The organism is Cedecea sp. VD22, assembly GCF_037150195.1.
Classification (GTDB): domain Bacteria; phylum Pseudomonadota; class Gammaproteobacteria; order Enterobacterales; family Enterobacteriaceae; genus Cedecea.
Window position 1 is genome coordinate 31,155 of the sequence record NZ_JBBCPX010000006.1, and the last position, 26,018, is coordinate 57,172.

The following is a 26,018-nucleotide window of genomic DNA, read 5'->3' on the forward strand; positions in this document are numbered from 1 at the left end:
GAAAAGAACATGGCTACGTTACGCCCCGCTTTATTACTGCTGATTATCCTGACGCTGATTACCGGAGGGGTTTATCCCCTCCTCGCCACGCTGCTGGGGCAATGGTGGTTCCCGGCTCAGGCCAACGGCTCGTTAATCGTTGAAGACGGCAAGGTTCGCGGTTCAGAGCTGATTGGTCAGGACTTCACTAACGCAAAATATTTCCAGGGTCGCCCCTCTGCCACCTCGGATAGCCCCTATAATCCAATGGCATCCGGCGGCAGCAACCTTGCGGCCAGCAACCCGGAGCTGGACAAAGAGGTTAAGGCTCGCGTTAGTGCGCTGCGTGCGGCTAACCCGGAGGCTAATCCAGCGGTACCCGTTGACTTAGTCACCACCTCCGCCAGCGGCCTGGACGGGCAGCTTTCTCCTGAGGCGACCGCGTGGCAAATCCCACGGGTAGCGAAAGCCAGAAATCTGCCAGTGGAGCAAATCGCTCGCCTGGTGGCGGAAAACACCACCACGCCGCTGGTGAATTTTATCGGCATGCCGGTAGTGAATATCGTTAAGCTGAACCTGGCGCTGGACCATCTCCAGGCGAAGTAAAAAGGACGTGTTATGACCGAGGAGCCGCTGCGCCCCAACCCCGATAAGCTGCTGGAGAAAGTCAACCGCCAGCCGCGTGGGAAACTGAAAATCTTCTTCGGCGCCTGTGCAGGCGTCGGGAAAACCTACGCGATGCTTCAGGAGGCGCAGCGCCTGCGGGCGCAGGGCCTCGATGTGCTGGTGGGCGTGGTGGAAACCCACGGCCGCCAGGAAACTGCCGAACTGTTAAAGGGGCTGACGATTCAGCCCCCTCGTCGTATTCACCACCGGGGGCGTCTGGTCCAGGAGTTTGACCTGGACGCCGCCCTCGCCCGCAACCCTGCCCTGATTCTGATGGACGAACTGGCGCACAGTAACGCGCCAGGCTCGCGCCACCCCAAACGCTGGCAGGACGTGGAAGAGCTGCTGGAAGCCGGGATCGACGTCCTGACCTCCGTTAACGTTCAGCATCTGGAAAGCCTGAATGACGTAGTAGGCGGAGTCACCGGGATTCAGGTACGCGAAACCGTCCCCGACCCTATTTTCGACGCCGCCGACGAAGTCGTGCTGGTTGACCTGCCGCCGGACGACCTCCGCCAGCGCCTGCACGAAGGCAAAGTTTATATCTCCGGCCAGGCCGAACGCGCCATCGAGCACTTCTTCCGTAAAGGCAACCTGATAGCGCTGCGAGAGCTGGCCTTGCGACGCACAGCCGACCGCGTTGACGATCAGATGCGCGCCTGGCGGGACAACCAGGGACAGGAAAAAGTCTGGCACACGCGGGACGCCATTCTGCTGTGCATCGGCCATAGCAACGGCAATGAAAAACTGGTTCGCACCGCCGCTCGCCTTGCCGCCAAGCTCGGCAGCGTCTGGCACGCCGTCTACGTCGAAACGCCGCAGCTTCACCGCCTGCCGGAACATCAGCGCCGGACCATTTTAAGCGCTCTGCGGCTCGCCCAGGAGCTGGGAGCCGAAACCGCCACGCTTGCCGATCCCAATGAAGAAAAAGCGGTGCTGCGCTACGCCCGCGAACACAATCTCGGCAAAATCATTATTGGCCGTCATACCACGCGCCGCTGGTGGCACCGTACGTCTTTCGCCGACCGGTTAGCCAAACGCGCTCCGGACCTCGATCTGGTGATTGTTGCGCTGGATGAAAAACCTCTCCCCTCCCCGACCAGAGCACCGGACACCAGAACGCTAAGCGAGAAATGGCGCATTCAACTGCGCGGCTGCGCCGTGGCGGTGGTGCTCTGTGCGTTTATTACCTTTATCGCCAATCAGTGGCTGGTGGCCTTTGATGCCGCCAACCTGGTGATGATCTACCTGCTTGGCGTGGTGATGGTCGCGCTGTTTTATGGCCGCTGGCCGTCCGTCCTCGCGACGGTCATCAACGTGATTAGCTTCGACCTGTTCTTTATTGCGCCGCGAGGCACGCTCGCCGTGTCGGATGTTCAGTATCTGCTGACCTTCGGCGTAATGCTCACCGTCGGGCTGGTGATCGGTAATCTGACCGCCGGAGTACGTTATCAGGCACGCATCGCCCGCTACCGGGAACAGCGCACCCGTCATCTGTATGAAATGTCTAAAGCACTGGCCGATGACCGCACGCCGCAGGACGTCGCCGCCACCAGCGTGCAGTTTATTAACAACACCTTCCAGGCCCGCAGCCTGCTGCTGCTGCCGGACGATCACGGGAAACTCAGCCGTATCGCAGCCGAAGGGGAACCCGCTCAGTGGGATGAAGCGATTGCCCGCTGGAGCTTTGATAAAGGCCAGCCCGCCGGTGCCGGAACGGACACGCTGCCGGGCGTGCCCTACCGCATCCTGCCGCTTAGCACCACGGAAAGGACCCTGGGTCTGCTGGTCGTTGAGCCGGAGAATCTGCGCCAGCTGATGATCCCCGAACAGCAGCGCCTGCTGGAAACCTTTACCCTGCTGGTGGCCACCGCGCTCGACAGGCTGCTGCTCACCGCCAGCGAAGAACAGGCCCGGCTTTCCAGCGAACGGGAGCAAATCCGCAACTCGCTGCTGGCCGCGCTTTCGCACGACCTGCGCACGCCGCTGACCGTGCTGTTTGGCCAGGCAGAAATCCTCACGCTGGATCTCGCCAGTGAAGGATCAAAACATGCCCCGCAGGCCAACGAAATCCGTCAGCATGTGCTGAACACCACCCGGCTGGTGAATAATCTGCTGGATATGGCCCGCATTCAGTCGGGCGGTTTTAATCTTCGTAAAGAGTGGCTGACGCTAGAGGAAGTCGTCGGCAGCGCGCTGAAGATGCTCGAACCAGGCCTCGGCGGCCGCCATATCGCCCTTAATTTGCCTGATCCGCTGATGCTGATTGAAGTCGACGGCCCGCTGTTCGAACGCGTGCTGATCAACCTGCTGGAGAATGCGGTGAAATATGCCGGTTATAAAGCCAACATCGGTATAAAAGCGACCTCGACAGCAGACAAGCTGGACCTGGAAGTTTGGGACAGCGGCCCGGGGGTTCCCGCTGGTAAAGAGCTGCTGATTTTTGATAAATTTGCCCGCGGTAACAAAGAGTCAGCTATTCCAGGCGTTGGGCTTGGGCTGGCTATCTGCCGGGCGATTGTTGAAGTTCACGGCGGCACAATTTATGCGCTTAACCGCCCGGAAGGCGGTGCCAGCTTCCACGTTGTGCTACCTTTATCGCCTCCCCCCGAACTCCCTGAAATGATTGAGGTGCTGTGACAACGGTTCTGATAATTGAGGATGAAAAAGAGATCCGCCGCTTTCTGCGCACCGCGCTGGAAGATGAATCGTTGCGCGTGTTTGATGCCGAAACCCTGCAGCGCGGCCTGATTGAAGCCGCCACCCGCAAGCCGGATCTGGTGATTCTGGATCTCGGCCTGCCGGATGGCGACGGCATCGATTTTATTCGTGACTTCCGCCAGTGGAGCCAGACGCCGGTCATCGTCCTGTCGGCCCGGAGTGACGAGCAGGCGAAGATTGCCGCCCTGGATGCTGGCGCAGACGATTTTCTCAGCAAGCCGTTTGGCATCGGTGAACTGCAGGCCAGGCTTCGCGTCGCCCTGCGCCGCCACGCCAGCACCGTTCAGCCCGATCCGGTTTATCAGTTTTCCGAAATTCGGGTCGACCTCGCCTCGCGCCGTATTACCCGCGGCGAAGAGGAAATTCACCTGACCCCCATTGAGTTCCGCCTGCTGGCAACCCTGCTGAATAATCACGGCAAAGTCCTGACCCAGCGCCAGTTGCTTAATCAGGTTTGGGGCCCGAATGCCGTGGAACACAGCCACTATCTGCGCATTTATATGGGCCACCTGCGCCAGAAGCTGGAGAGCGACCCCGCTCGCCCTCGCCATCTGCTCACCGAAACCGGGATCGGCTACCGTTTTATGCTCTGAAGGAGTAATCTCTGGCTCGTTCAAGAGGAGCCCGTTATGAGCGCATGGTTAGTCTACGCCCTGCTGTCTGCCGCTACGGCAGCGCTGGTCGCTATTTTTGGTAAAGTTGGTTTGCAGCATCTGGATGCCAATACCGCCACAGCCGTTCGCGCTGTGGTCATGGCGTTATTTTTAGTTGGGGTGGTCGTCGTTCAGGGAAAACTGAATCTTGTTAGTACGGTGTTTGCCGATAAAAAAGCGTTGCTGTTTATTTTGTTAAGCGGCGTGGCCGGGGCGCTGTCCTGGCTGTTCTATTTTATGGCGATCAAAAGTGGTGACGTGTCGAAGGTCGCCCCTATCGATAAGCTGAGCGTGGTGTTCGCGGTGATTCTGGCGGTGATTCTGTTTGGTGAGAAAGTGTCGCTGATTGCCGGGATAGGCGTAGCGCTTATCACCTGCGGCGCACTGATGGTGGCTTTGGGTTAAAAGAGAAAGGCTCCCTGGGGAGCCTTTTTGCATATTACTTCGCGCTTTTCAGCACTTCGCTGACAATCTCTACCGCTTCTTTCTCGATCTGCTCGCGGTGCTCTGCGCCGAGGAAGCTTTCACAGTAAATCTTGTAGGCGTCTTCGGTGCCGGACGGACGAGCGGCAAACCAGCCGTTCTTGGTCATCACCTTCAGGCCGCCAATGGAAGCGCCGTTGCCCGGAGCCGCCGTCAGACGCGCGGTGATCGGGTCACCTGCCAGCGTGTCTGCACTCACCATTTCAGGTGACAGCTTGGACAGCGCGGCTTTCTGTGCAGAAGTGGCTGGTGCCTGAATACGGTTATAGCTCGGTGCGCCAAAGCGCGCGGCTAACTCATCGTAATGCTGCTGCGGGTTTTTGCCCGTCACGGCGGTGATTTCGGCCGCCAGCAGGCACATGATGATACCGTCTTTGTCGGTCGACCATGGGGTGCCGTTGAAGCGCAGGAACGATGCCCCGGCGCTCTCTTCGCCCCCGAAGCCGAAGCTGCCGTCGAACAGGCCGTCAACGAACCACTTAAAGCCAACCGGGACTTCCACCAGCTTGCGGCCCAGATCTTCTACCACGCGGTCAATCATCGCGGAGGAAACCAGGGTTTTACCGACGGCCACATCTTTGCCCCACAGCGGACGGTGCTGGAACAGATAGTTAATAGCCACAGCCAGGTAATGGTTCGGGTTCATCAGGCCCGCTGGCGTGACGATGCCGTGGCGGTCGTAATCCGGGTCGTTGGCAAACGCCAGATCGAATTTGTCGCGCAGCGCCAGCAGGCCCGCCATCGCACATTCGGAGGAGCAGTCCATGCGAATTGCGCCGTCTTTATCCAGGTGCATAAAGCGGAAGGTCTGGTCGACCTGATCGTTCACGATGGTCAGATCGAGGTTGTAATGCTTCGCGATACGGTGCCAGTATTCGATCCCGGAACCGCCGAGAGGATCAACCCCCAGCTTCAGGCCCGCTTTTTGAATCGCGGCCATGTCGACGATATCCACCAGCCCTTCGATGAACGGCTGAATCAGATCCTGCGCCTGAACTTGACCGCTTTCCCACGCTTTATCCAGCGTAATGCGCTTCACGCCTTTCAGGCCGTCGGCCAGCAACGCGTTAGCGCGATCTTCAACGACTTTGGTGACGTTAGTATCAGCCGGGCCACCGTTTGGCGGGTTGTACTTGATGCCGCCGTCGTCCGGTGGGTTGTGGGATGGCGTGATAACAATCCCGTCCGCCTGAGGGCCGCCCTTTTGGTTATGCACCAGGATGGCGTTAGAAATTGCAGGCGTCGGCGTATAGCCGTTATCCTGCTGCACAATGACGTCCACGCCGTTAGCGGCCAGCACTTCCAGCACGGAGATAAACGCAGGTTCGGACAGCGCGTGGGTGTCTTTGCCCACATAGCATGGACCGGTGATCCCATTCTTTGCGCGTTCTTCAGCGATAGCTTGCGCAATCGCCAGAATATGAGGTTCGTTAAAGCTATGCCGTGCTGCACTGCCGCGGTGGCCGGAGGTCCCGAATTTCACCGCGTGTTCGCTATTCCCCACCACTGGCTTAAGCACGTAATACTGCGCCGTAAGCTGGGCTACGTTAATCAAGTCGCTCTGTTGTGCAGGTTGACCCGCACGATCGTGGTTAGCCATTGGCTCTTCCTTACTGACGCCAGGTTTTTAAATAGTGCCGCAAACCTTTTCAATCAGCTCCGCAGGGAACTGCATTGACTGCATGATGTGTTCGATCATGCTGCATTTACGACCAGTATTCGTATTGGTGATCACCCAGTATGGGGTGCCCGGAACATGTTTCGGCTTGGTTTGATTGCCGTTTGCCAGCAGAGTTTGCTCATCGCCAGCAAAATAGACGCGGGTGCGGCCATGCAGCGATTCAGTGGCTTCGCCAAAGGTTTTTGCATCCAGCATATACAGCGTGGACAGCACCATCATAAAGCGGTTTACGGCTTTATTCTGGGCAGCGTACTCGTCGGAAAGCAGCAGCTCACGAACGCCACGCACGCGATTACGAGCGGTGTTCGCAGGTTTTTCTTCAACAACGGGAGCCGCAGCGCGCTCAGGCGCAGCGGGCGTAGAAGTGGCTGCTGGTGTTTGCCCGGCGGTAAATTTAAGCATACGCCGTAAAATGTCTGACGCGCTCTCGCCGATGTGTTTTGTCTGGCTGGCAATATAGCGGTAAAGCTCGTCATCAACTTCGATTGTTTTCATCTTAATCCAGTGCGATATCTTTTCTGAATACAAGTCGTTGGGATTATAGGGTCAAATCCCAACAGCGAACAGGAGAGGCGACTCAAAGTCAGAGTAAACTGAATATTTGCCGCACGCCCGCGAGAATGCCAACATGATACCCTAACCAAACGAACCAAAATAAAGAACTTTGCCATGAAATTAAATGCTCGCCTGCAAACTGCGCAACAATTGAATAGCAATTCCCCTATCGTACTGATCCACGGCCTGTTCGGCAGCCTGGATAACCTGGGTGTCCTGGCACGAGATCTGGGTAAAGATCATGCGTTGCTGCAGATCGATCTGCGCAATCACGGGCTGTCACCGCGCAGTGATGATATGAGCTATGCCGCAATGGCCGGGGACGTTCTGGACACGCTGGACGAATACGGCATCGAGAAGGCCACATTTATTGGCCATTCCATGGGCGGCAAAGTGGTGATGGCGCTTACCGCAATCGCCCCTCAGCGTATTGATAAGCTTGTGATGATAGATATTGCGCCGGTTAACTATCAGGTTCGCCGTCACGACGAAATTTTCGCGGCTATTCGCGCGGTCACCGAAGCGGGCGTAAAAACTCGCCAGCAGGCGGCGCAAATCATGCGCGACCACGTAGCTGAGGAAGGCGTCATTCAGTTTCTGCTGAAATCCTTTGCTGACGGCGAGTGGAAGTTCAACGTGCCCGTGCTTTGGCAGCAATACGAAACTATCGTTGGCTGGCGGCCTGTTCCGGCCTGGCCATATCCTGCACTATTTATTCGCGGCGGGAATTCTCCATATGTTGATGAAAGCCACCGCGAGGCGCTGCTAAGTCAGTTCCCACAGGCCCGTGCTCACGTCATCGCTGGAACGGGTCATTGGGTTCATGCGGAAAAACCGGATGCCGTTCTACGGGCGATCCACCGATTTATCGACGCAGAGTAGAAAAACTGATTAAAAACAGACCGACCGGGCAGCTGAAGTCGCTAACGCGTTGGCGCGAATGGCGCGCTGATGTATGATGGCGCGCTTAATTGCACCGGCACCCTGCCCCTGCAGCCAGAATTTCCTGTCAGTATTCTAATCATGGCAAAAGAACAAACGGACCGTACTACATTAGATCTGTTCGCGGACGAGCGTCGCCCCGGGCGGCCGAAAACTAATCCGCTCTCGCGCGATGAGCAATTGCGTATCAATAAGCGCAATCAGCTGAAGCGCGATAAAGTGCGTGGTTTGAAGCGGGTTGAGCTAAAACTGAACAACGAGGCGGTCGATGCCCTCAACCAGCTGGCTGACGCCCGTAACATCAGCCGCAGCGAACTGATCGAAGAGATGCTGCTCGAGCAGCTTAAAAATCTCGGGTAACGCCTTCAGCCACCCTGCGGGTTATCTGAAATCTCAAAAGGGTGAGCAAAACCATGTTGCAGACTGTGCACCCGGGCGTGATAGCTGTTTCCGCTGCTGGAGCTGTTCTGCTATGATTGCCCTATACGTGGGCATTGAACGGCCAGCATACTATTAAGTTTCAAGAGGTTATTTTACTCATGGCAATCGTAGGCATTTTTTTCGGCAGCGACACCGGTAACACCGAAAATATCGCGAAAATGATTCAAAAACAGCTCGGTAAAGACGTTGCTGAGGTGCATGACATTGCTAAAAGCAGCAAAGAAGATCTCGAAGGTTTCGACATTCTCTTGCTCGGCATCCCGACCTGGTACTACGGCGAAGCCCAGTGCGACTGGGATGACTTCTTCCCTACGCTTGAAGAAGTCGATTTCAACGGTAAACTGGTGGCGCTGTTCGGCTGCGGCGACCAGGAAGACTACGCGGAATACTTCTGTGATGCGCTGGGCACCATTCGCGACATTATCGAACCGCGCGGCGCGGCGATTGTGGGCCACTGGCCAACCGCGGGCTACCACTTTGAAGCCTCCAAAGGCCTGGCGGATGACGACAATTTTGTCGGCCTGGCCATCGATGAAGATCGCCAGCCGGAACTGACCGCTGAGCGCGTTGAGAAGTGGGTTAAACAGGTTTCTGAAGAACTGAATCTGGCGGATATCATTAACGCCTGATTTCTCTGGCGCAAATACAGCATTTGCGCCATCTTGATAGCTTGTAGCAATGAAAATAATTGCTACAAGTTTGTAACTTTCTCGTACATCCCTGTACAATGTCTTCCTGATAGCTTGGCTGATAATTACTGTAAATGGCGACGCCGCCACGATTTTTCAGCCTTATTTTGCACCATACTTGCGGTTCCCATTTAGAAGTAGCAGTTCTATAATGAGACGCATTACTCTTTACGCTCACTGCAGTTTGAGCGAATCGTTAAGCAACAGGACACTTTCCGCATGACTGACAACAATACCGCATTAAAGAAGGCCGGCTTGAAAGTCACGCTTCCTCGATTAAAAATCCTCGAAGTGCTGCAAGAGCCGGTAAATCATCACGTCAGCGCGGAAGACTTATATAAACGTCTGATCGACATGGGCGAAGAAATCGGCCTGGCGACCGTCTATCGCGTGCTGAACCAGTTTGATGATGCAGGGATCGTGACCCGCCATAATTTTGAAGGCGGCAAGTCCGTTTTTGAGTTGACCCAGCAGCATCACCACGACCACCTGATCTGCCTCGACTGCGGTAAAGTGATCGAGTTCAGCGATGATTCTATTGAATCCCGCCAGCGTGAAATTGCCACTCGCCACGGCATCCGCCTGACTAACCACAGCCTCTATCTGTACGGACACTGTGCTGAAGGTGACTGCCGCGAAGACGACACGGCCCACGATCCTAAATAAGTAATCCGCATTAACAAACGCTGCTTCGGTGGCGTTTAAAAGCAAAAACCGGCAGGTTTCCCTTGCCGGTTTTTTTATTGACTGAAAAAGGCTATCAGCTGTTATTGGCGCGAATCTCCTGCCAAATCTTATCGCAGCGTACCTTCGCGGCTTCATCATTGCCGCTCTTTCTTGCCTGGATACATTTCTGGTAATCCAGCACGTTCACCGTTTCTTTCTCAACAAACGCTTTATGCTGTTTTTCCTGGCGCAGTACGTTCAGCACGCTCTGGCAGGCTTCAATTTTATCCGGATTGCCTTCCGCCGTATTGATACAGGCGCTATAGGCCTGCTTCAGGCGTGAATCTTCCGGAGGTGCAGGAGGTTGAACGCAGGCAGACAGCGTGAATACAGCGGCGGTAATCAGCAGAATCTTTTTCATGTTCGGTTCCTTATAAAAAAACGGGCGCTTGCGCGCCCGGTTTCACATCAGAAGATGGTGAACGGAGCAATCACGATGAATTTCACGTCACGCTCATCCTGGAAGATGTTGCCGTAACCACCGCCCCAGCTTGGGATGTCGGAGTGGTTGTCGTACTGAGTGAAGTGCAGTTTGAACAGCGTGCCTTTCGCACGGCCTTCCTGCACGGTATACATGGCGTCGAGGCTGTAAGAAGACTCTTTGATCTTGTTGGAAGCGAGATCCTGGCGGTTACCGGAAGCATCAAGCGCCCATGTAGATGGTTTTGCGTCCCATGCATAAACGTAAGAAGCACCCACTGCCCAACCCGGCAGGTTCCAGTTGCTCAGGTCATACATTGCACCGAAGAACACGGCTTTTTCACCGTTGGCGTTGAAGTCAGAGCGGTTATCCCACCACACATCCAGACGACCGTTGGAAGACGCGTAGGTTGGCGTCATACGCTGCAGGAAGTAACCCTGCTGGCCTTCTGCCTTCACCATGGTCCCTTCCAGACGCAGGTCGACCTGGCCAATTTTATAGCCAAATGTCAGCGCCTGGAGCCATGCGGTGCCATCGTAGATATCATTGATGGTGTTGTTCGCGGCTTTATCACGGGTGCCGTAGAACTGGTAGCTGGTGCTCAGCGGGCTGCCTGCAACGTCGAATTTGTAGCTGGCTTTAGCAAAGTACTGATCAACAAAGCCCTGAGCCTGACCGAATGCGGCTTCCAGAATCAGATCGTTTTTGAAGTCATACTTCGCGCCGATGGAGTGCAGATAGTCAACTTTGGTCTTTTTATCGTTCTGGTAGAACTTGTCGGTTTCAAGGTGCCATGGCGCCTTGTACTCGTTAGTCCACATGTAGGAGAAGCTCAGCGCACCGGCATCACCGTAGTCAAATGCAGCTCCCGCTTCAGCCCCCTGATAAGTACCAGGCATGAAGCTCCAGTGTGGTGCTAACAGCGTTTGACCGGTTGGCTGAATGTAACCTGCGCGAGCCCAAACCGGGCCGTATTTGAATTTGGCCGCCGCTTTATAAAGGCTGATGCCACCTTTATCGCCGGAGTAGTCTTCGTCGTAGGTTTTATTTTTAGAGGAGAATGCGATTTCGTTCGGGTGACCGCTGGCGCTGTCTTCGGCCATTTCAATGGCGGTGAAAGCGGCAATATCAAAACCAAACATATCGGCCGCATAGCCAGACTGGAAGTCGAGGTTGGCGTTCCAGGTTGAGTGCGACAGGTTAGTTTTGTACTTACCGTCGGAGACGTCTTTACGGTCACGTTCACGCTGCCAGTAATAGATGCCGCCGGTCAGCGTGGAGTCATCAACAAAGCCCGCGGCGCTAGCCTGCGGAGCCACGACAAAACCTGAAAGAGCGGTAACGCTTGCAATAGCAAGAGCAAGCGCACTACGTTTGCCACTAAACGTACGCATAGTTAAATTCCTCTTTGACGTAAAAATCATCGTCTGACGTGAAAAGCGCCAATGACGAAAAAAAGTAAAATTGCCTGACGGCTAAAAGCGGTTTTTGCCTAACACACCCGCATTACTGCTGCTCATAGACTATTTTTCGCGACGCGAATTATCAATGACTTTGTATCAGAGATTTCCTGGAGTATGACAGAGAGCACATAATCTATGTGCATTTGTAACAAAATTGCGCAGCAGATTATTAACCCTGATTACGATTGATTTTAAGAATAAAATTTCATTGAGAGCGCTTTCATTATAAGCATCAGGAGATTACGGGGAAGGCATGACTTCCTGTGAGGAAATTTTCACAGAAATGTGAATGAGAATTAATTCGCATCGCGAATGTGTATATAAGGTTAATGACTGGTAATCAAAAAGAAAAAACGCCGCATTTAGCGGCGTTTTCATCAGGCAATAAACGGCAATTATTCGCCGATTTTAGCCCAGGTATCACGCAGGCCAACGGTGCGGTTAAACACCAGTTTTTCCGCCGTCGCATAGCGGCTGTCCAGGCAGAAGTAACCTTCACGCTCGAACTGATATGCCTTACTTTTTTCCGCGTTCTGCAGACTAGGCTCAGCGAAGCCCTGGCGAATGACCAGGGAATCCGCATTAATGGTAGACAGGAAGTCTTCCGCAGCCCCTGGATTCGCGACGCTAAACAAGCGGTCGTACAGACGAATTTCAACCGGCAGCGCGTGTGCCGCGCTCACCCAATGAATAACACCCTTCACCTTGCGACCGTCCGCCGGATCCTTGCTCAGGGTTTCCGGATCGTAGGTGCAGTAAAGTTCGGTGATATTACCTTCTGCGTCTTTTTCTACGCGTTCGGCTTTGATCACATAGGCATTACGCAGGCGAACTTCTTTACCCAGCACCAGGCGCTTGTACTGCTTGTTTGCTTCTTCGCGGAAGTCAGCGCGATCGATATAGATCTCGCGGCTGAACGGCACTTCACGGCTACCCATTTCAGGTTTGTTAGGATGATTCGGCATGGTAACCGTCTCTTCTTCACCTTCAGGGTAGTTAGTGATAATAACTTTTACCGGATCCAGCACGGCCATTGCACGCGGCGCATTCTCGTTAAGATCGTCACGGATGCAGGATTCCAGAGAAGCCATTTCAACGGTGTTGTCCTGCTTGGTTACGCCAATGCGCTTACAGAACTCGCGAATGGATGCTGCGGTATAGCCGCGGCGACGCAGGCCGGAGATAGTCGGCATACGCGGGTCGTCCCAGCCTTCTACAATCTTCTCGGTCACCAGCAGGTTCAGCTTACGCTTGGACATGATGGCGTATTCGAGATTCAGGCGAGAAAATTCGTACTGACGCGGGTGAGCAGGAATGGTGATGTTATCCAGTACCCAATCATACAGACGGCGGTTGTCCTGGAACTCCAGGGTACACAGCGAGTGCGTAATGCCTTCCAGCGCATCGGAAATACAGTGGGTGAAGTCGTACATCGGGTAGATGCACCACTTGTTGCCGGTCTGGTGGTGATCGGCAAATTTAATGCGGTACAGCACCGGGTCGCGCATAACGATGAACGGCGAGGCCATATCGATTTTGGCACGCAGGCAGGCGGTACCCTCGGCAAACTCCCCGTTGCGCATTTTCTCGAACAGCGCGAGGTTTTCCTCAACGCTACGATCGCGGAACGGGCTATTTTTACCGGGCGCAGTCAGAGAGCCACGGTATTCACGAATTTGTTCCGGACTCAGCTCATCAACATACGCCAGTCCTTTATTTATCAGCTCAACGGCATAATTAAAAAGCTGGTCAAAATAGTCAGACGAATAACGTACGTTGCCGGACCAGTGGAAGCCCAGCCATTCAACGTCGTGCTTGATGGACTCTACGTATTCGATGTCTTCTTTTACCGGGTTTGTGTCATCGAAGCGCAGGTTGCATTGCCCCTGGTAATCCTGGGCGATGCCAAAGTTCAGGCAAATAGACTTGGCGTGACCAATATGCAGATAGCCATTTGGCTCAGGCGGAAAACGGGTGCAAATACTGGTGTGCTTACCGTTCGCCAGGTCTTCATCAATAATCTGACGAATAAAGTTAGTTGGGCGGGCTTCAGCCTCACTCATCGCGGGTTCCTCAAAGCGTGTACCTTAGTTAACGGCGTATGATCTAATAAGCGGCCTCGGGAAACAACCTTTAGTTGCATAAATTAGGGTTATCCATGTCGGCTAACGGCACGCAATAAAAAAGCGGCTGACGATTTACGTCAGCCGCTTAAGGCACAAATGCTTACTCAGGAGCGATTATTTGCCTTTAATCTCATACAGTGGCGTTTGGCCTGCAACCACCTGACCTTTAGCCTGGATAACCAGACCGCTGAAGTCGTCGATGTTGCTGCAAACTACCGGGCTAATCATGGAGCGCGCGTTGGCGTTCAGGAAATCGAGATCCATTTCCAGAATCGGCTGGCCGGCAACCACTTCGGCCCCTTCTTCCACCAGACGCGTGAAGCCTTTGCCACCCAGAGCAACGGTATCGATGCCCATGTGAACCACAATCTCTGCACCTTTTTCTGTTTCAAGGCAGAACGCGTGGTTGGTGTTGAAGATTTTCACGATGGTCCCGGCGGCAGGAGAAACCACGGTTTTGTCCGTTGGCTTAACGGCTACGCCATCACCGACTGCTTTGCTGGCGAAAGCTTCGTCAGGCACCTGATCCAGCTCAACCACGTCGCCAGTGACTGGAGAAACCAAAGCGGCAATAGTTGTACTGGTCGCGTTTGGAACCGCCTGTGGTTTAGCCGCAGGAGCCGGTGCCGCAGCAGCAACAGGCGCCGCTGCTTCTACAGTGCCAGCTGTTTTCATTGCGTTAGCAATTTTTTCTGCAGCAAAGCCAACGATGATTTGCACGCTGGTTTTGTTCAGGCGAATAACACCTGTCGCACCGAGACGCTTAGCCAGCGCTTCGTTAACAACGGAAGAGTCTTTCACGCTCAGGCGCAGACGAGTGATACAGGCATCAATACCGGTCAGGTTTGCAGAGCCACCTACCGCAGAGATGTACTGACGAGCCAGACCAGAAACGTCCTGGTTTGCATCACCGCTCACGTTCACGTCCTGACCATCAGCTTCGTCACCGGCTACAGCCAGTTCACGGCCTGGCGTCAGCAGGTTGAATTTGGTGATAGTGAAACGGAACACCACGTAGTAGAGAGCGAAGAACACCAGACCCTGAGGGATCAGCATCCACCAGTGGGTTGCCAGCGGGTTACGGGAAGAAAGCACCATATCCACCAGGCCCGCGGAGAAGCCAAAGCCCGCAATCCAGTGCATGCTTGCTGCGATAAATACGGAGATACCGGTCAGCACTGCGTGAATCACGTACAGTACCGGCGCAACGAACATGAAGGAGAACTCCAGCGGTTCGGTGATACCGGTGAAGAACGCAGCGAAAGCAGCGGCCATCATGATACCGGCAACTTTTGCTTTGTTTTCAGGACGTGCACAGTGGTAGATGGCCAGCGCTGCACCCGGCAGACCGAACATCATGATTGGGAAGAAGCCCGCCTGGTAGCGACCGGTGATACCGACAACCGCTTTACCTGCTTCGATGGACTGAGCGCCACCCAGGAAGTTAGGGATGTCGTTAATCCCTGCCACGTCAAACCAGAACACGGAGTTCAGAGCGTGGTGCAGGCCAACCGGGATCAGCAGACGGTTGAAGAAGGCGTAGATACCTGCGCCCGCAGAACCCAGCTTCTGAATGTGCTCCCCGAAGTTCACCAGACCGTCGAAGATCATCGGCCAGACGTACATCATGATGAAGGCAACAACAATCATCAGGAAGGAGGTGAGGATAGGAACCAAACGGCGACCGCTGAAGAACGAAAGCGCTTTCGGCAGCTCAACGCCGCTGAAGCGATTGTACAATTCCGCAGAGATAATACCGACCAGAATACCTACGAACTGGTTTTCAATTTTACCAAATGCCGCCGGAACCTGATCCACCGGAATTTTCTGGATCATAGCAACCGCTGCCGGTGAGCAGAGGGTGGTCAGAACCAGGAAGCCAACAAAGCCGGTCAGTGCCGCGGCACCGTCTTTGTCTTTGGACATACCGTAAGCGACGCCGATGGCGAACAACACGGACATGTGATCGATAATGGCGGAACCGGATTTAATGAAGAGCGCCGCTAACGCGTTGTCTCCACCCCAACTGACTGGGTCAATCCAGTAACCAACCCCCATTAATATTGCTGCTGCTGGCAGTGTAGCCACCGGCACCATAAGTGCCCGGCCCACGCGCTGTAGATAACCTAGAATACTCACTTTATTCCCCCTATGAGACCCCGTTAAGGCTCGCTCAAGCAGTGTTTTTATTGTCTTACTTACATTGAATACACGGCGACGATTCACATCACACGGTGAAGTGTGAAAAAAATTAATTCGTACCGCAAATTAAACGCACCTTTTTTGTGATATTTATCACCAAATATCGCTTCAACCCTCCCCCTTCACTGGCTATCTCCGAAAACTTATTTTATGATTCAAAAAATCAAGGCGGATTGATCCCTGTCGGTTCAGTATAAAAGTGGTTTACCCTTATGCTTATCGAGATCGATTCAGCTAACCCTATTTTTACTCTTAAACTACGAGGTGAATGATGAGACTGATTCCCCTGGCTACCCCGGCACAAGTCGGCAAATGGGCAGCTCGCCATATTGTAAATCGCATCAATGCATTCAAACCGACCGCGGACCGTCCTTTTGTTCTGGGTCTGCCAACCGGCGGCACGCCGCTGGAGGCTTACAAAGCTCTGGTTGAGATGCATAAAGCAGGCCAGGTTAGCTTTAAGAACGTCGTTACCTTCAACATGGATGAATACGTCGGCCTGCCGAAAGAACACCCGGAAAGTTATTATACTTTCATGCACCGCAACTTCTTTGATCACGTTGATATCCCTGCAGAAAATATCAACCTGCTGAACGGCAATGCGGAAGACGTTGATGCAGAGTGCCGCCGCTACGAAGAGAAAATTCGCTCCTACGGTAAAATTCACCTGTTCATGGGCGGCGTGGGTAACGACGGTCATATCGCGTTCAACGAACCAGCATCTTCTCTGGCTTCCCGAACCCGTATTAAAACCCTGACCCATGACACACGCGTGGCAAACTCCCGCTTCTTCGGCGGCGACGTGACTCAGGTACCTAAATACGCGCTGACCGTTGGCGTGGGCACCCTGCTGGATGCAGAAGAAGTGATGATCCTGGTGCTGGGTGGCGTCAAAGCGCTGGCGCTGCAGGCGGCCGTGGAAGGCAACGTTAACCATATGTGGACTATCACCTGCCTGCAGCTGCATCCGAAGGCGGTGATCGTGTGTGACGAGCCGTCCACCATGGAGCTGAAGGTGAAAACGTTGAAATATTTCAACGAGCTGGAAGCAGAAAACATTAAAGGCCTTTAAGGCCTGGTCGGCCACTGATGCGCCTCAAACGGCAACCGCTGAGGGCGTCAGTAGTTCTGGAAAATCAATGCATTGGTTTTCTAAAGTCAGTCATAAAGAGGAAGGTGTTTCGGCTTTTCCTCTTTATTAGCGATCTTACAGTCTTAAAGCACGACGTTATTACCGGGGGTAGGATATGTATGCATTAATCCACGGTCGGATTTATACCGGCCACGAAATTTTGGATGACCACGCGGTAGTTATTGCCGATGGCCTGATTGAGCGCGTTTGCCCTGTTGATGCACTGCCGGCAGGTATCGAAACGCGCGATGTGGGCGGAGCCGTCATTGCCCCCGGTTTTATTGATGTACAGCTGAACGGCTGCGGCGGCGTGCAGTTTAACGACACAGCAGAAGCCGTTTCCGTTGAAACGCTGGAAATCATGCAGAAAGCAAACGAACGCTCAGGCTGCACCAGCTACCTGCCAACGCTTATCACCACCAGCGACGAGCTGATGATGCAGGGCGTGAAAGTCATGCGCGACTATCTGGCGAAATACAGCCATCAGGCGCTGGGCTTGCACCTTGAAGGGCCGTGGCTCAACATCGTGAAAAAAGGGACGCACAACCCAGGCTTCGTCCGCAAGCCGGATGCGAAGCTGGTTGATTTCCTCTGCCAGAATGCCGATGTGATCACCAAAATCACCCTCGCACCTGAAATGGTTGAGCCAGAAGTCATTCAGAAACTGGTGGCAGCAGGCATCATCGTTTCTGCCGGTCATTCCAATGCAACGATTAAAGAAGCCAAAATTGGCTTCCGCGCAGGGATCACCTTCGCAACCCACCTTTTCAACGCGATGCCTTATATTACCGGCCGTGAACCTGGCCTTGCGGGCGCAATTTTTGATGAAGCCGACGTTTACTGTGGCATCATTGCTGATGGTTTACATGTGGATTATGCGAACATCCGCACCGCAAAACGTGTGAAGGGCGATAAACTGTGCCTGGTTACCGACGCAACCGCGCCGGCAGGTGCCAACATCGATCAGTTCATTTTTGCTGGCAAAACAATATACTACCGTGACGGTCTGTGCGTAGATGAGAACGGTACGCTGAGTGGGTCTGCATTGACCATGATTCAAGGCGTTCGCAATTTGGTGGAGCACGCGGCCATCGCACTGGATGAAGTTCTGCGAATGGCAACCCTCTACCCTGCTCGCGCCATGGGCGTGGATAAACACCTGGGCGCAATCGAAGCCGGTAAAGTGGCCAACCTCACCGTGTTTAACCGCGACTATAAAATTATCAAGACCATCGTTAATGGTAACGAGGTCGTAACTGAGTAAATAGCATGACGACTGGCGGACAAGCCCAAATTGGTAACGTTGACCTGGTAAAACAGCTGAATAGCGCGGCGGTCTACCGCCTGATTGATCAGCACGGTCCCATCTCGCGCATCCAGATTGCCGAACAAAGCCAGCTTGCGCCCGCCAGCGTCACAAAAATTACTCGCCAGCTTATTGAGCGCGGCCTGATAAAAGAAGTCGATCAGCAGGCCTCCACCGGCGGCCGCCGCGCTATCTCTATTACGACTGAAACACGTAACTTCCACGCTATTGGCGTGCGCCTCGGGCGCCACGACGCCACTATCACCCTGTTCGACCTGAGCGCGAAATCCATCGCCGAAGAGCACTATCCGCTGCCGGAACGCACACAGGAAACGCTCGAGCATGCGCTGCTTAACGCCATTAGCCACTTCATCGAAACCTGGCAGCGTAAAACCCGCGAACTTATCGCTATTTCCGTCATCCTGCCAGGGCTGGTTGACCCCGAAAGCGGCGTGATCCGCTACATGCCGCACATCGCCGTCAACAACTGGGCGCTGGTCGACAGCCTGGAAAAACGTTTCAAGGTGACCTGTTTTGTCGGCCATGATATTCGCAGCCTGGCGCTGGCCGAGCACTACTTCGGTGCAACCCACGACTGCGAAGACTCTATTTTGGTGCGAGTCCACCGCGGCACCGGGGCGGGAATTCTGTCAAACGGGCGGATTTTTATCGGCCGTAATGGGAACGTGGGTGAGATTGGCCACATTCAGGTCGATCCGCTGGGCGAGCGCTGCCACTGCGGTAATTTTGGCTGCCTGGAAACCATTGCCGCGAACGCCGCCATTGAAAAACGCGTCCGCCATTTGCTGGAGCAAGGCTACAACAGCCGCCTGACGCTGGATGATTGTAGTATTCAGGCCATCTGCAAAGCGGCCAATAAAGGCGATGCGCTGGCCTGTGAAGTGCTGGAACACGTTGGCCGCCATCTGGGGAAAGCCATCTCCATCGCCATTAACCTGTTTAACCCGCAAAAAGTTGTCCTTGCCGGCGAGATAATCGAAGCCGAAAAAGTGCTGCTGCCTGCCATCGAAGGCTGCATCAACACCCAGGTATTGAATGCCTTCCGTAAAAACTTGCCTATCGTCTGCTCAAAGCTGGACGACCGCTCGGCAATTGGCGCCTTTGCGCTGGTTAAGCGCTCAATGCTAAACGGCGTCTTGCTTCAGCATTTGCTGGAAAGTTAATGCTGCCCAGGCAGCATTTTACGCTATAGTTACCGACTTCATTCCGTGAGCCAGAGTTGTTAATGACCACCATCCAGAACGTAATTTGTGATATCGACGGCGTGCTGATGCACGACAACGTCGCCGTGCCGGGCGCTAATGAATTTCTGGCACGTATTCTTGAAAAAGAAATGCCGCTGGTGCTGCTAACCAACTACCCTTCCCAGACCAGCCAGGATCTTGCCAACCGCTTTGCCTCCGCGGGCATCGACGTGCCGGAGAGCGTGTTTTACACCTCGGCCATGGCCACGGCTGATTTCCTCCGTCGTCAGGAAGGTAAGAAAGCCTACGTCGTCGGTGAAGGGGCGCTGATTCACGAGCTCTATAAAGCTGGATTTACCATTACCGACATCAATCCCGACTTTGTCATCGTCGGTGAAACCCGCTCTTTTAACTGGGAGATGATGCATAAAGCCGCTTACTTTGTGGCAAACGGGGCGCGTTTTATTGCCACCAACCCTGACAGCCACGGCCACGGATTTAGTCCGGCCTGCGGCGCGCTTTGCGCTGGCATTGAGAAAATCTCCGGGCGCGAGCCGTTTTATGTCGGCAAACCAAGCCCGTGGATTATTCGCGCGGCGCTTAACAAAATGCAGGCGCATTCCGAGCAAACCGTTATCGTCGGCGATAACCTGCGGACGGATATTCTCGCGGGCTTCCAGGCCGGCCTTGAAACCATCCTTGTGCTGTCTGGCGTCTCCAGCCTGAACAACGTTGACGATATGCCCTTCAGGCCGAGCTGGATTTACCCCTCTGTGGCTGAAATCGATATCTTCTAATTCAGAATGCCGGCCCAGAGCCGGCATTTTTATATCGATAAAAAATCGCCGCGTAGCAGAAGCAAACCTCAGTGCAAATTGTTAAAAATTGACGATCCGTTAATTTTAACGCCCAAAACATCATCATTTTTCATCAATCAGCAATCCTCACTGCACTATTTATTAGCTGAAAGCTAAAAGCCTTGCATTCCCTTCAGCGATTGAGCATTTTAATTACTAAGCAACGCAGCAAAGCCGCAGTAAAAGCAAAAATCGGCAACGCAGCACCACAACTCAAATCGCTCAGGCAAGTGTACGGAGAAGTTATATGTGTTCTATCTTTGGCGTTCTGGATATCAAAACTGATGCAGTTGAATTGCGCAAAAAAGCGCTGGAATTATCGCGCCTGATGCGCCATCGTGGCCCGGACTGGTCGGGTGTTTACGCCAGCGATAAAGCGATTCTTGTGCACGAACGTCTGTCCATCGTTGACGTCAACGCGGGCGCTCAGCCGCTGTACAACACCGAAAAAACTCATGCCCTGGCGGTTAACGGCGAAATCTACAACCACCAGGCTCTGCGCGCCGAATACGGCGACCGCTATACCTTCCAGACCGGTTCAGACTGTGAAGTCATCCTGGCGCTGTATCAGGAAAAAGGCCCTGACTTCCTTGATGAGCTGCAGGGGATGTTCGCCTTCGCACTTTACGACAGCGAGAAAGACGCTTACCTGATTGGCCGTGACCACATCGGTATTATCCCGCTGTATATGGGCCACGATGAACACGGCAACCTGTACGTCGCTTCAGAAATGAAAGCCCTTGTGCCTGTTTGCCGCACCATCAAAGAGTTCCCGGCGGGCAGTTACCTGTGGAGCAAAGACGGCGAAATTCGCAGCTACTACCAGCGCGACTGGTTCAGCTACGAAGAAGTAAAAGACAACGTCACGGACAAAAACGCGCTGCGCCAGGCGCTGGAAGATTCCGTGAAGAGCCACCTGATGTCAGACGTGCCTTATGGTGTTCTGCTGTCCGGCGGACTGGACTCTTCCGTGATTTCCGCTATTACCAAGAAATTTGCCGCGCGTCGCGTAGAAGATGAAGAGCGCAGCGAAGCCTGGTGGCCGCAGTTGCACTCCTTCGCCGTCGGTCTGGAAGGTTCTCCTGACCTGAAAGCCGCGCAGGAAGTTGCTAACCACCTGGGCACGGTTCACCACGAGATCCACTTCACCGTGCAGGAAGGCCTGGATTCGATCCGGGATGTTATCTATCACATCGAAACTTACGATGTGACAACGATCCGCGCTTCAACACCGATGTACCTAATGTCGCGTAAGATTAAAGCGATGGGCATCAAAATGGTGTTGTCCGGGGAAGGCTCTGATGAGGTATTCGGCGGTTACCTGTACTTCCACAAAGCGCCAAATGCCAAAGAACTGCATGAAGAAACCGTGCGTAAACTGCAGGCTCTGCACATGTTTGACTGTGCCCGTGCGAACAAGGCGATGTCTGCCTGGGGCGTTGAAGCCCGCGTCCCGTTCCTGGATAAAAAATTCCTCGACGTGGCAATGCGCATCAACCCGCAGGACAAAATGTGCGGCAACGGCAAAATGGAGAAGCATGTCCTGCGCGAGTGCTTCGAATCCTACCTGCCTGCAAGCGTGGCGTGGCGCCAGAAAGAGCAGTTCTCTGACGGCGTGGGCTACAGCTGGATTGATACTCTGAAAGAAGTTGCCGCTGAGCAGATTAGCGACCAGCAGTTGGCTACCGCGGCCTATCGTTTCCCGTACAACACACCGGGCTCGAAAGAAGCCTATTTGTACCGCGAAATCTTTGAAGAGCTATTCCCGCTGCAAAGCGCGGCAGAATGCGTACCTGGCGGCCCGTCAGTGGCCTGTTCTTCCGCAAAAGCAATCGAATGGGATGAGTCGTTCAAAACCATGAACGATCCATCAGGACGCGCGGTAGGTGTGCACCAGGCCGCCTATTAATCGCTGATTTAGCTTAAAACAACGGGCCTTATGGCCCGTTGTCGTTTCTGTATTCCTGTCGAGGCTTTATCCCTGTTTTTAAGCGGAATTAAAAACAAAAACGTGCGTTATTGTCGATATTTCAAGCAAGCTGTTCGCAAGTCATTCAAACGAGCATTCTGAGCGGGTTTTCGGGAAAAAACTAGTTGACGCTGTAGAGTCAACTCAGCATAATGCGCCCCGCAACGCCGATAAGGTAGCGCGTAAAAAGATGGCTACGTAGCTCAGCTGGTTAGAGCACATCACTCATAATGATGGGGTCACAGGTTCGAATCCCGTCGTAGCCACCATCTTTTTTATGCGGGAGTGGCGAAATTGGTAGACGCACCAGATTTAGGTTCTGGCGCCGCAAGGTGTGCGAGTTCAAGTCTCGCCTCCCGCACCATTTATCTCTCGCGTTGCACGGATGGGGTATCGCCAAGCGGTAAGGCACCGGTTTTTGATACCGGCATTCCCTGGTTCGAATCCAGGTACCCCAGCCATTATTTTTCGATACATGCGGTTCACCGCGACGGTTATTGGGGTATCGCCAAGCGGTAAGGCACCGGTTTTTGATACCGGCATTCCCTGGTTCGAATCCAGGTACCCCAGCCATCGAAAAATATGATAGAGTTTGGCTACGTAGCTCAGCTGGTTAGAGCACATCACTCATAATGATGGGGTCACAGGTTCGAATCCCGTCGTAGCCACCATACAAAGGAATTATTGATTAACTTCGATAAATCCAAAAAAATTGTTGGGGTATCGCCAAGCGGTAAGGCTCTGGTTTCTGATACCAGCATTCCGAGGTTCGAATCCTCGTACCCCAGCCAATTTCAAAAGTCGTTCACTCTGTGAGCGCACCCTGTTGGGGTATCGCCAAGCGGTAAGGCTCTGGTTTCTGATACCAGCATTCCGAGGTTCGAATCCTCGTACCCCAGCCACACACTGAAAAGCCCGCGCAAGCGGGCTTTTTGCTATCTGGAATGTGGTCCTCATAAGCAGAGCGGGAAACCGCCCTGCTCGTCTTCATTATAATCCCAGGGCGTATTTCAGCGCTTTACGCTTCAGGCCACCGGCTCTTTCCGCCGCCATCAGCCCAATATTTCGCACCACGCGCAGCGGCCCCAGGTTGTTGCTGAATCCCGCATAGAACAGATCCATTCCACTCTGCATCAGGAAATTATCCGCCTGACGCCGCCTCTGATAACGTTTCAGGATAGCCTCGCTCGCCCAGGCTTCCGCATGGCTACGGGCACCGATCAGGACATCAAGCAAAGCATCCACGTCACGATATCCCAGATTAACGCCCTGCCCGGCCAAAGGATGAATCGTATGCGCTGCGTCCCCTATCAGCGCCAGCCCTGGCTGGACGTACTGCAAAGCGTGTCGACGAGTCAGCGGAAATGCCCCACTGGCAACCGGCGTAACCGCCCCGAGTCGCTGAGGGAAAGCGGCCGTAATCGCTTTTTGCAGCTGGGGCATGTTCATTCCCTGCAGCTGCCGAATACGTGCCGGGGTGTCATACCAAACCAGAGAGGCCCAGTTATCGAACAGCGGCAGGAAAGCGTGCGGCCCTGTCGGCGTGAAATGCTGCCAGGTGCTGTCCCCCGGTTCAAACTCGCATTTAACGGTAATCAGCATACAGGCCTGGCGATACTGCCAGGCATGTACGCCAATCCCCGCCCATTTTCTGACCTGGGAATTCGCGCCATCCGCGCCAATCACCATTTCAGCATTGAGTGAAGCGCCGTCATCAAACTCGAGCGTCCAACCTGCTGCCTGGCGATGGATTTGCCGCAGCCTCGCCGGGCAGCGTAAAGAGATATTCGGATGCGCCTCAAGCGCTTGCCAAAGCACGCGCTGCAGCACGTTATTCTCGACCATGAAGCCCAGCTCGGGTAAGCCCAGTTCTTCGGCATTAAAGCTAACGTGTGCGCTCTCCCATTCCCAGGTTTCCAGCCGGCGATAAGGATGTGCGCGCATCGCTAAAACGCTGTCCCAGACGCCAAGAGACTTGAGCAGGCCAACCGATGCGCTGCTGATGGCCGAAATGCGGACGTCAGGCTGGCTACCTGGAACAAAAGCCTCAGGGGCATGATGTTCAATCACCGCCACACGGAAACCATGCTGTGCCAGCCCCAGCGCTGCCGCCGCGCCGACCATACCGCCGCCAACAACGGCTACTTCAATTGGTTGATTTACCATAAGTCTCTTTCCTTCATTCATCTTTGCTGATTCTACTGGCTTTTCCCAGGCTGGTCACATCCATAGCAAAGCATTACACTATCCGGCTTAATTCCTGACTTCACCTTGAGCAATGGCAAGTCGATGACAAAAAAACTCCATATAAAAACCTGGGGCTGCCAGATGAACGAATACGATTCATCGAAGATGGCCGACCTGCTGGACAGCACCCACGGCTTTACGCTGACCGATAACGCGAATGAAGCGGACGTTCTGCTGCTGAACACTTGTTCTATTCGCGAAAAAGCCCAGGAAAAGGTGTTTCACCTGCTGGGGCGCTGGAAGCATATCAAAGCCAAACGTCCGGACGTGATCATTGGCGTCGGCGGCTGCGTTGCCTCTCAGGAAGGAAAAAAAATTCGCCAGCGGGCGCACTATGTAGATATCGTCTTTGGGCCACAAACCCTGCACCGCCTGCCGGAAATGATCAACCAGGTTCGCGGCACCCGCAGCCCGGTGGTGGACGTAAGCTTCCCGGAAATCGAAAAATTTGACCGCCTGCCGGAGCCAAAGGCCGACGGCCCGACCGCCTACGTCTCCATCATGGAAGGCTGCAACAAATATTGCACCTATTGCGTGGTGCCTTATACCCGTGGCGAAGAAGTGAGCCGCCCTTGCGACGATATTCTGTTTGAAATCGCTCAACTGGCAGAACAGGGTGTGCGTGAAGTTAACCTGCTGGGTCAAAACGTTAACGCATACCGCGGCGCAGCTTACGACGGCGGCATCTGCTCGTTTGCCGAGCTCCTGCGTCTGGTTGCCGCGATTGACGGTATCGACCGCATTCGCTTCACCACCAGCCACCCGATTGAATTTACCGATGACATTATCGAAGTCTACCGCGACACGCCGGAGCTGGTGAGTTTCCTGCACCTGCCGATTCAAAGCGGCGCCGACCGTGTGCTGAATATGATGGGGCGCACGCATACCGCGCTGGAGTATAAATCGACTATCCGCAAGCTGCGTGCAGCGCGCCCGGACATCCAGATCAGCTCAGACTTTATCGTCGGCTTCCCAGGCGAAACCAGCCAGGACTTCGAGCAAACCATGAAGCTGATTGCTGACGTCAACTTTGACACCAGCTTTAGCTTTATTTTCTCCGCTCGTCCGGGCACCCCGGCGGCCGATCTGGTTGATGACGTGCCGGAAGAAGAGAAAAAACAGCGCCTTTATATCCTGCAGGATCGTATTAACCAGCAGGTAATGGAATGGAGCCGTAAAATGCTGGGTACGGTACAGCGTATTCTGGTGGAAGGGACTTCGCGTAAAAGCATTATGCAGCTGTCCGGCCGTACCGAAAATAACCGTGTGGTGAACTTCGAAGGGACGCCGGATATGGTAGGGAAATTCGTGGATGTCGAAATCACCGAAGTCCTGACTAACTCCCTGCGCGCGAAGCTGGTGCGCACAGAAAGCGAAATGGGCCTGCGTATTGCTGAAACCCCGGCTTCCGTTATTGCTCGTACCCGCAAAGAGAATGACATTGGCGTCGGGACTTACCAGCCTTAATTCTCTCCACGGCCTGCCGGAGCGCTAATTCCACGTCCCGGCAGGCTGTCTCATTGTTTGCACTTGCATTCTGAAGGCATCACCCAA

21 protein-coding genes and 7 tRNA genes are annotated in these 26,018 nt (G+C 54.1%); 21 read left to right on the forward strand and 7 right to left on the reverse strand.

Features of this window, described 5'->3' with window-relative positions:
• Window positions 1-9: 9 nt before the first annotated feature.
• Genes kdpC through WFK85_RS13085 form a run of 4 tightly spaced genes read left to right on the forward strand, consistent with a single transcriptional unit; the run spans window position 10 to window position 4,424 of the window.
• A complete protein-coding gene (gene kdpC / locus WFK85_RS13070; protein WP_166994551.1) occupies window positions 10-585 on the forward strand; it encodes a potassium-transporting ATPase subunit KdpC in 576 nt (191 codons plus the stop codon).
• A gap of 12 nt (window positions 586-597) precedes the next feature.
• Window positions 598-3,285, forward strand: coding sequence for a two-component system sensor histidine kinase KdpD (kdpD, locus tag WFK85_RS13075; protein WP_008456121.1), 2,688 nt, complete (start codon window positions 598-600; stop codon window positions 3,283-3,285).
• A complete protein-coding gene (gene kdpE / locus WFK85_RS13080) occupies window positions 3,282-3,959 on the forward strand; it encodes a two-component system response regulator KdpE (RefSeq protein WP_008456119.1) in 678 nt (225 codons plus the stop codon). The genes kdpD and kdpE overlap by 4 nt, the downstream gene beginning before the upstream one ends.
• Window positions 3,960-3,995: 36 nt before the next feature.
• Entirely contained in the window at window positions 3,996-4,424 is a 429-nt protein-coding gene (locus WFK85_RS13085) for an EamA family transporter (protein WP_008456117.1), read from the forward strand.
• A gap of 34 nt (window positions 4,425-4,458) precedes the next feature.
• Here the strand turns inward: WFK85_RS13085 and pgm are convergent, their stop codons facing one another.
• Window positions 4,459-6,102 (reverse strand): phosphoglucomutase (alpha-D-glucose-1,6-bisphosphate-dependent), encoded by a 1,644-nt coding sequence (gene pgm, locus WFK85_RS13090; RefSeq protein WP_336708429.1) that lies wholly within the window; start codon window positions 6,100-6,102, stop codon window positions 4,459-4,461.
• A gap of 27 nt (window positions 6,103-6,129) precedes the next feature.
• Window positions 6,130-6,678, reverse strand: coding sequence for a replication initiation negative regulator SeqA (gene seqA / locus WFK85_RS13095; RefSeq protein WP_166994547.1), 549 nt, complete (start codon window positions 6,676-6,678; stop codon window positions 6,130-6,132).
• Between the two features lie 174 nt (window positions 6,679-6,852).
• Between seqA and ybfF the strand changes: the two genes are divergently transcribed.
• From ybfF to fur, 4 genes are all read left to right on the forward strand, one after another.
• Window positions 6,853-7,620, forward strand: coding sequence for an esterase (ybfF, locus tag WFK85_RS13100; protein ID WP_166994545.1), 768 nt, complete (start codon window positions 6,853-6,855; stop codon window positions 7,618-7,620).
• Window positions 7,621-7,761: 141 nt separating this feature from the next.
• Window positions 7,762-8,040 carry a LexA regulated protein gene (gene ybfE, locus WFK85_RS13105; RefSeq protein ID WP_008456110.1) on the forward strand — a complete coding sequence of 93 codons (279 nt, stop codon included), beginning with the start codon at window positions 7,762-7,764 and terminating at the stop codon, window positions 8,038-8,040.
• Between the two features lie 179 nt (window positions 8,041-8,219).
• Window positions 8,220-8,750 carry a flavodoxin FldA gene (fldA, locus tag WFK85_RS13110; RefSeq protein WP_039291198.1) on the forward strand — a complete coding sequence of 177 codons (531 nt, stop codon included), beginning with the start codon at window positions 8,220-8,222 and terminating at the stop codon, window positions 8,748-8,750.
• Between the two features lie 279 nt (window positions 8,751-9,029).
• The gene (gene fur / locus WFK85_RS13115) at window positions 9,030-9,476 is read left to right on the forward strand and encodes a ferric iron uptake transcriptional regulator (RefSeq protein WP_008456106.1); all 447 of its coding nucleotides are present in this window, start codon (window positions 9,030-9,032) and stop codon (window positions 9,474-9,476) included.
• 94 nt (window positions 9,477-9,570) lie between these two features.
• Here fur and chiQ read toward each other — a convergent pair whose 3' ends face one another.
• The 4 genes from chiQ to nagE all read right to left on the reverse strand — a co-directional run bounded on the left by chiQ (window position 9,571) and on the right by nagE (window position 15,685).
• Window positions 9,571-9,897, reverse strand: coding sequence for a ChiQ/YbfN family lipoprotein (gene chiQ / locus WFK85_RS13120; protein ID WP_008456104.1), 327 nt, complete (start codon window positions 9,895-9,897; stop codon window positions 9,571-9,573).
• A 47-nt stretch (window positions 9,898-9,944) separates the two neighbouring features.
• Window positions 9,945-11,351 carry a chitoporin ChiP gene (chiP, locus tag WFK85_RS13125; protein ID WP_008456102.1) on the reverse strand — a complete coding sequence of 469 codons (1,407 nt, stop codon included), beginning with the start codon at window positions 11,349-11,351 and terminating at the stop codon, window positions 9,945-9,947.
• Between the two features lie 464 nt (window positions 11,352-11,815).
• The gene (glnS, locus tag WFK85_RS13130) at window positions 11,816-13,483 is read right to left on the reverse strand and encodes a glutamine--tRNA ligase (RefSeq protein ID WP_273968824.1); all 1,668 of its coding nucleotides are present in this window, start codon (window positions 13,481-13,483) and stop codon (window positions 11,816-11,818) included.
• A gap of 177 nt (window positions 13,484-13,660) precedes the next feature.
• Entirely contained in the window at window positions 13,661-15,685 is a 2,025-nt protein-coding gene (gene nagE / locus WFK85_RS13135) for an N-acetylglucosamine-specific PTS transporter subunit IIBC (RefSeq protein WP_336708424.1), read from the reverse strand.
• Between the two features lie 334 nt (window positions 15,686-16,019).
• Between nagE and nagB the strand changes: the two genes are divergently transcribed.
• The 12 genes from nagB to WFK85_RS13195 all read left to right on the forward strand — a co-directional run bounded on the left by nagB (window position 16,020) and on the right by WFK85_RS13195 (window position 23,119).
• Entirely contained in the window at window positions 16,020-16,820 is an 801-nt protein-coding gene (nagB, locus tag WFK85_RS13140; RefSeq protein WP_008456097.1) for a glucosamine-6-phosphate deaminase, read from the forward strand.
• A gap of 175 nt (window positions 16,821-16,995) precedes the next feature.
• Entirely contained in the window at window positions 16,996-18,144 is a 1,149-nt protein-coding gene (gene nagA, locus WFK85_RS13145) for an N-acetylglucosamine-6-phosphate deacetylase (RefSeq protein ID WP_166994541.1), read from the forward strand.
• Between the two features lie 5 nt (window positions 18,145-18,149).
• Entirely contained in the window at window positions 18,150-19,370 is a 1,221-nt protein-coding gene (gene nagC, locus WFK85_RS13150; protein WP_008456092.1) for a DNA-binding transcriptional regulator NagC, read from the forward strand.
• Window positions 19,371-19,432: 62 nt separating this feature from the next.
• The gene (locus tag WFK85_RS13155) at window positions 19,433-20,188 is read left to right on the forward strand and encodes an HAD-IIA family hydrolase (protein WP_008456091.1); all 756 of its coding nucleotides are present in this window, start codon (window positions 19,433-19,435) and stop codon (window positions 20,186-20,188) included.
• Window positions 20,189-20,495: 307 nt separating this feature from the next.
• Window positions 20,496-22,157 carry an asparagine synthase B gene (gene asnB / locus WFK85_RS13160; RefSeq protein ID WP_166994537.1) on the forward strand — a complete coding sequence of 554 codons (1,662 nt, stop codon included), beginning with the start codon at window positions 20,496-20,498 and terminating at the stop codon, window positions 22,155-22,157.
• Between the two features lie 252 nt (window positions 22,158-22,409).
• Window positions 22,410-22,486: transfer RNA gene (locus tag WFK85_RS13165), tRNA-Met, on the forward strand.
• A 10-nt stretch (window positions 22,487-22,496) separates the two neighbouring features.
• A tRNA-Leu gene (locus WFK85_RS13170) sits at window positions 22,497-22,581 on the forward strand.
• Between the two features lie 22 nt (window positions 22,582-22,603).
• A tRNA-Gln gene (locus WFK85_RS13175) sits at window positions 22,604-22,678 on the forward strand.
• A 37-nt stretch (window positions 22,679-22,715) separates the two neighbouring features.
• Window positions 22,716-22,790, forward strand: a tRNA-Gln gene (locus tag WFK85_RS13180).
• A gap of 21 nt (window positions 22,791-22,811) precedes the next feature.
• A tRNA-Met gene (locus WFK85_RS13185) sits at window positions 22,812-22,888 on the forward strand.
• A gap of 45 nt (window positions 22,889-22,933) precedes the next feature.
• Window positions 22,934-23,008, forward strand: a tRNA-Gln gene (locus tag WFK85_RS13190).
• A 36-nt stretch (window positions 23,009-23,044) separates the two neighbouring features.
• Window positions 23,045-23,119, forward strand: a tRNA-Gln gene (locus WFK85_RS13195).
• 88 nt (window positions 23,120-23,207) lie between these two features.
• Here the strand turns inward: WFK85_RS13195 and ubiF are convergent.
• On the reverse strand, window positions 23,208-24,383 hold the full coding sequence (gene ubiF, locus WFK85_RS13200; protein ID WP_336708421.1) for a 3-demethoxyubiquinol 3-hydroxylase: 1,176 nt from the start codon (window positions 24,381-24,383) through the stop codon (window positions 23,208-23,210).
• 123 nt (window positions 24,384-24,506) lie between these two features.
• Between ubiF and miaB the strand changes: the two genes are divergently transcribed.
• A complete protein-coding gene (gene miaB, locus WFK85_RS13205) occupies window positions 24,507-25,931 on the forward strand; it encodes a tRNA (N6-isopentenyl adenosine(37)-C2)-methylthiotransferase MiaB (RefSeq protein ID WP_008456083.1) in 1,425 nt (474 codons plus the stop codon).
• Window positions 25,932-26,018 lie beyond the last annotated feature (87 nt).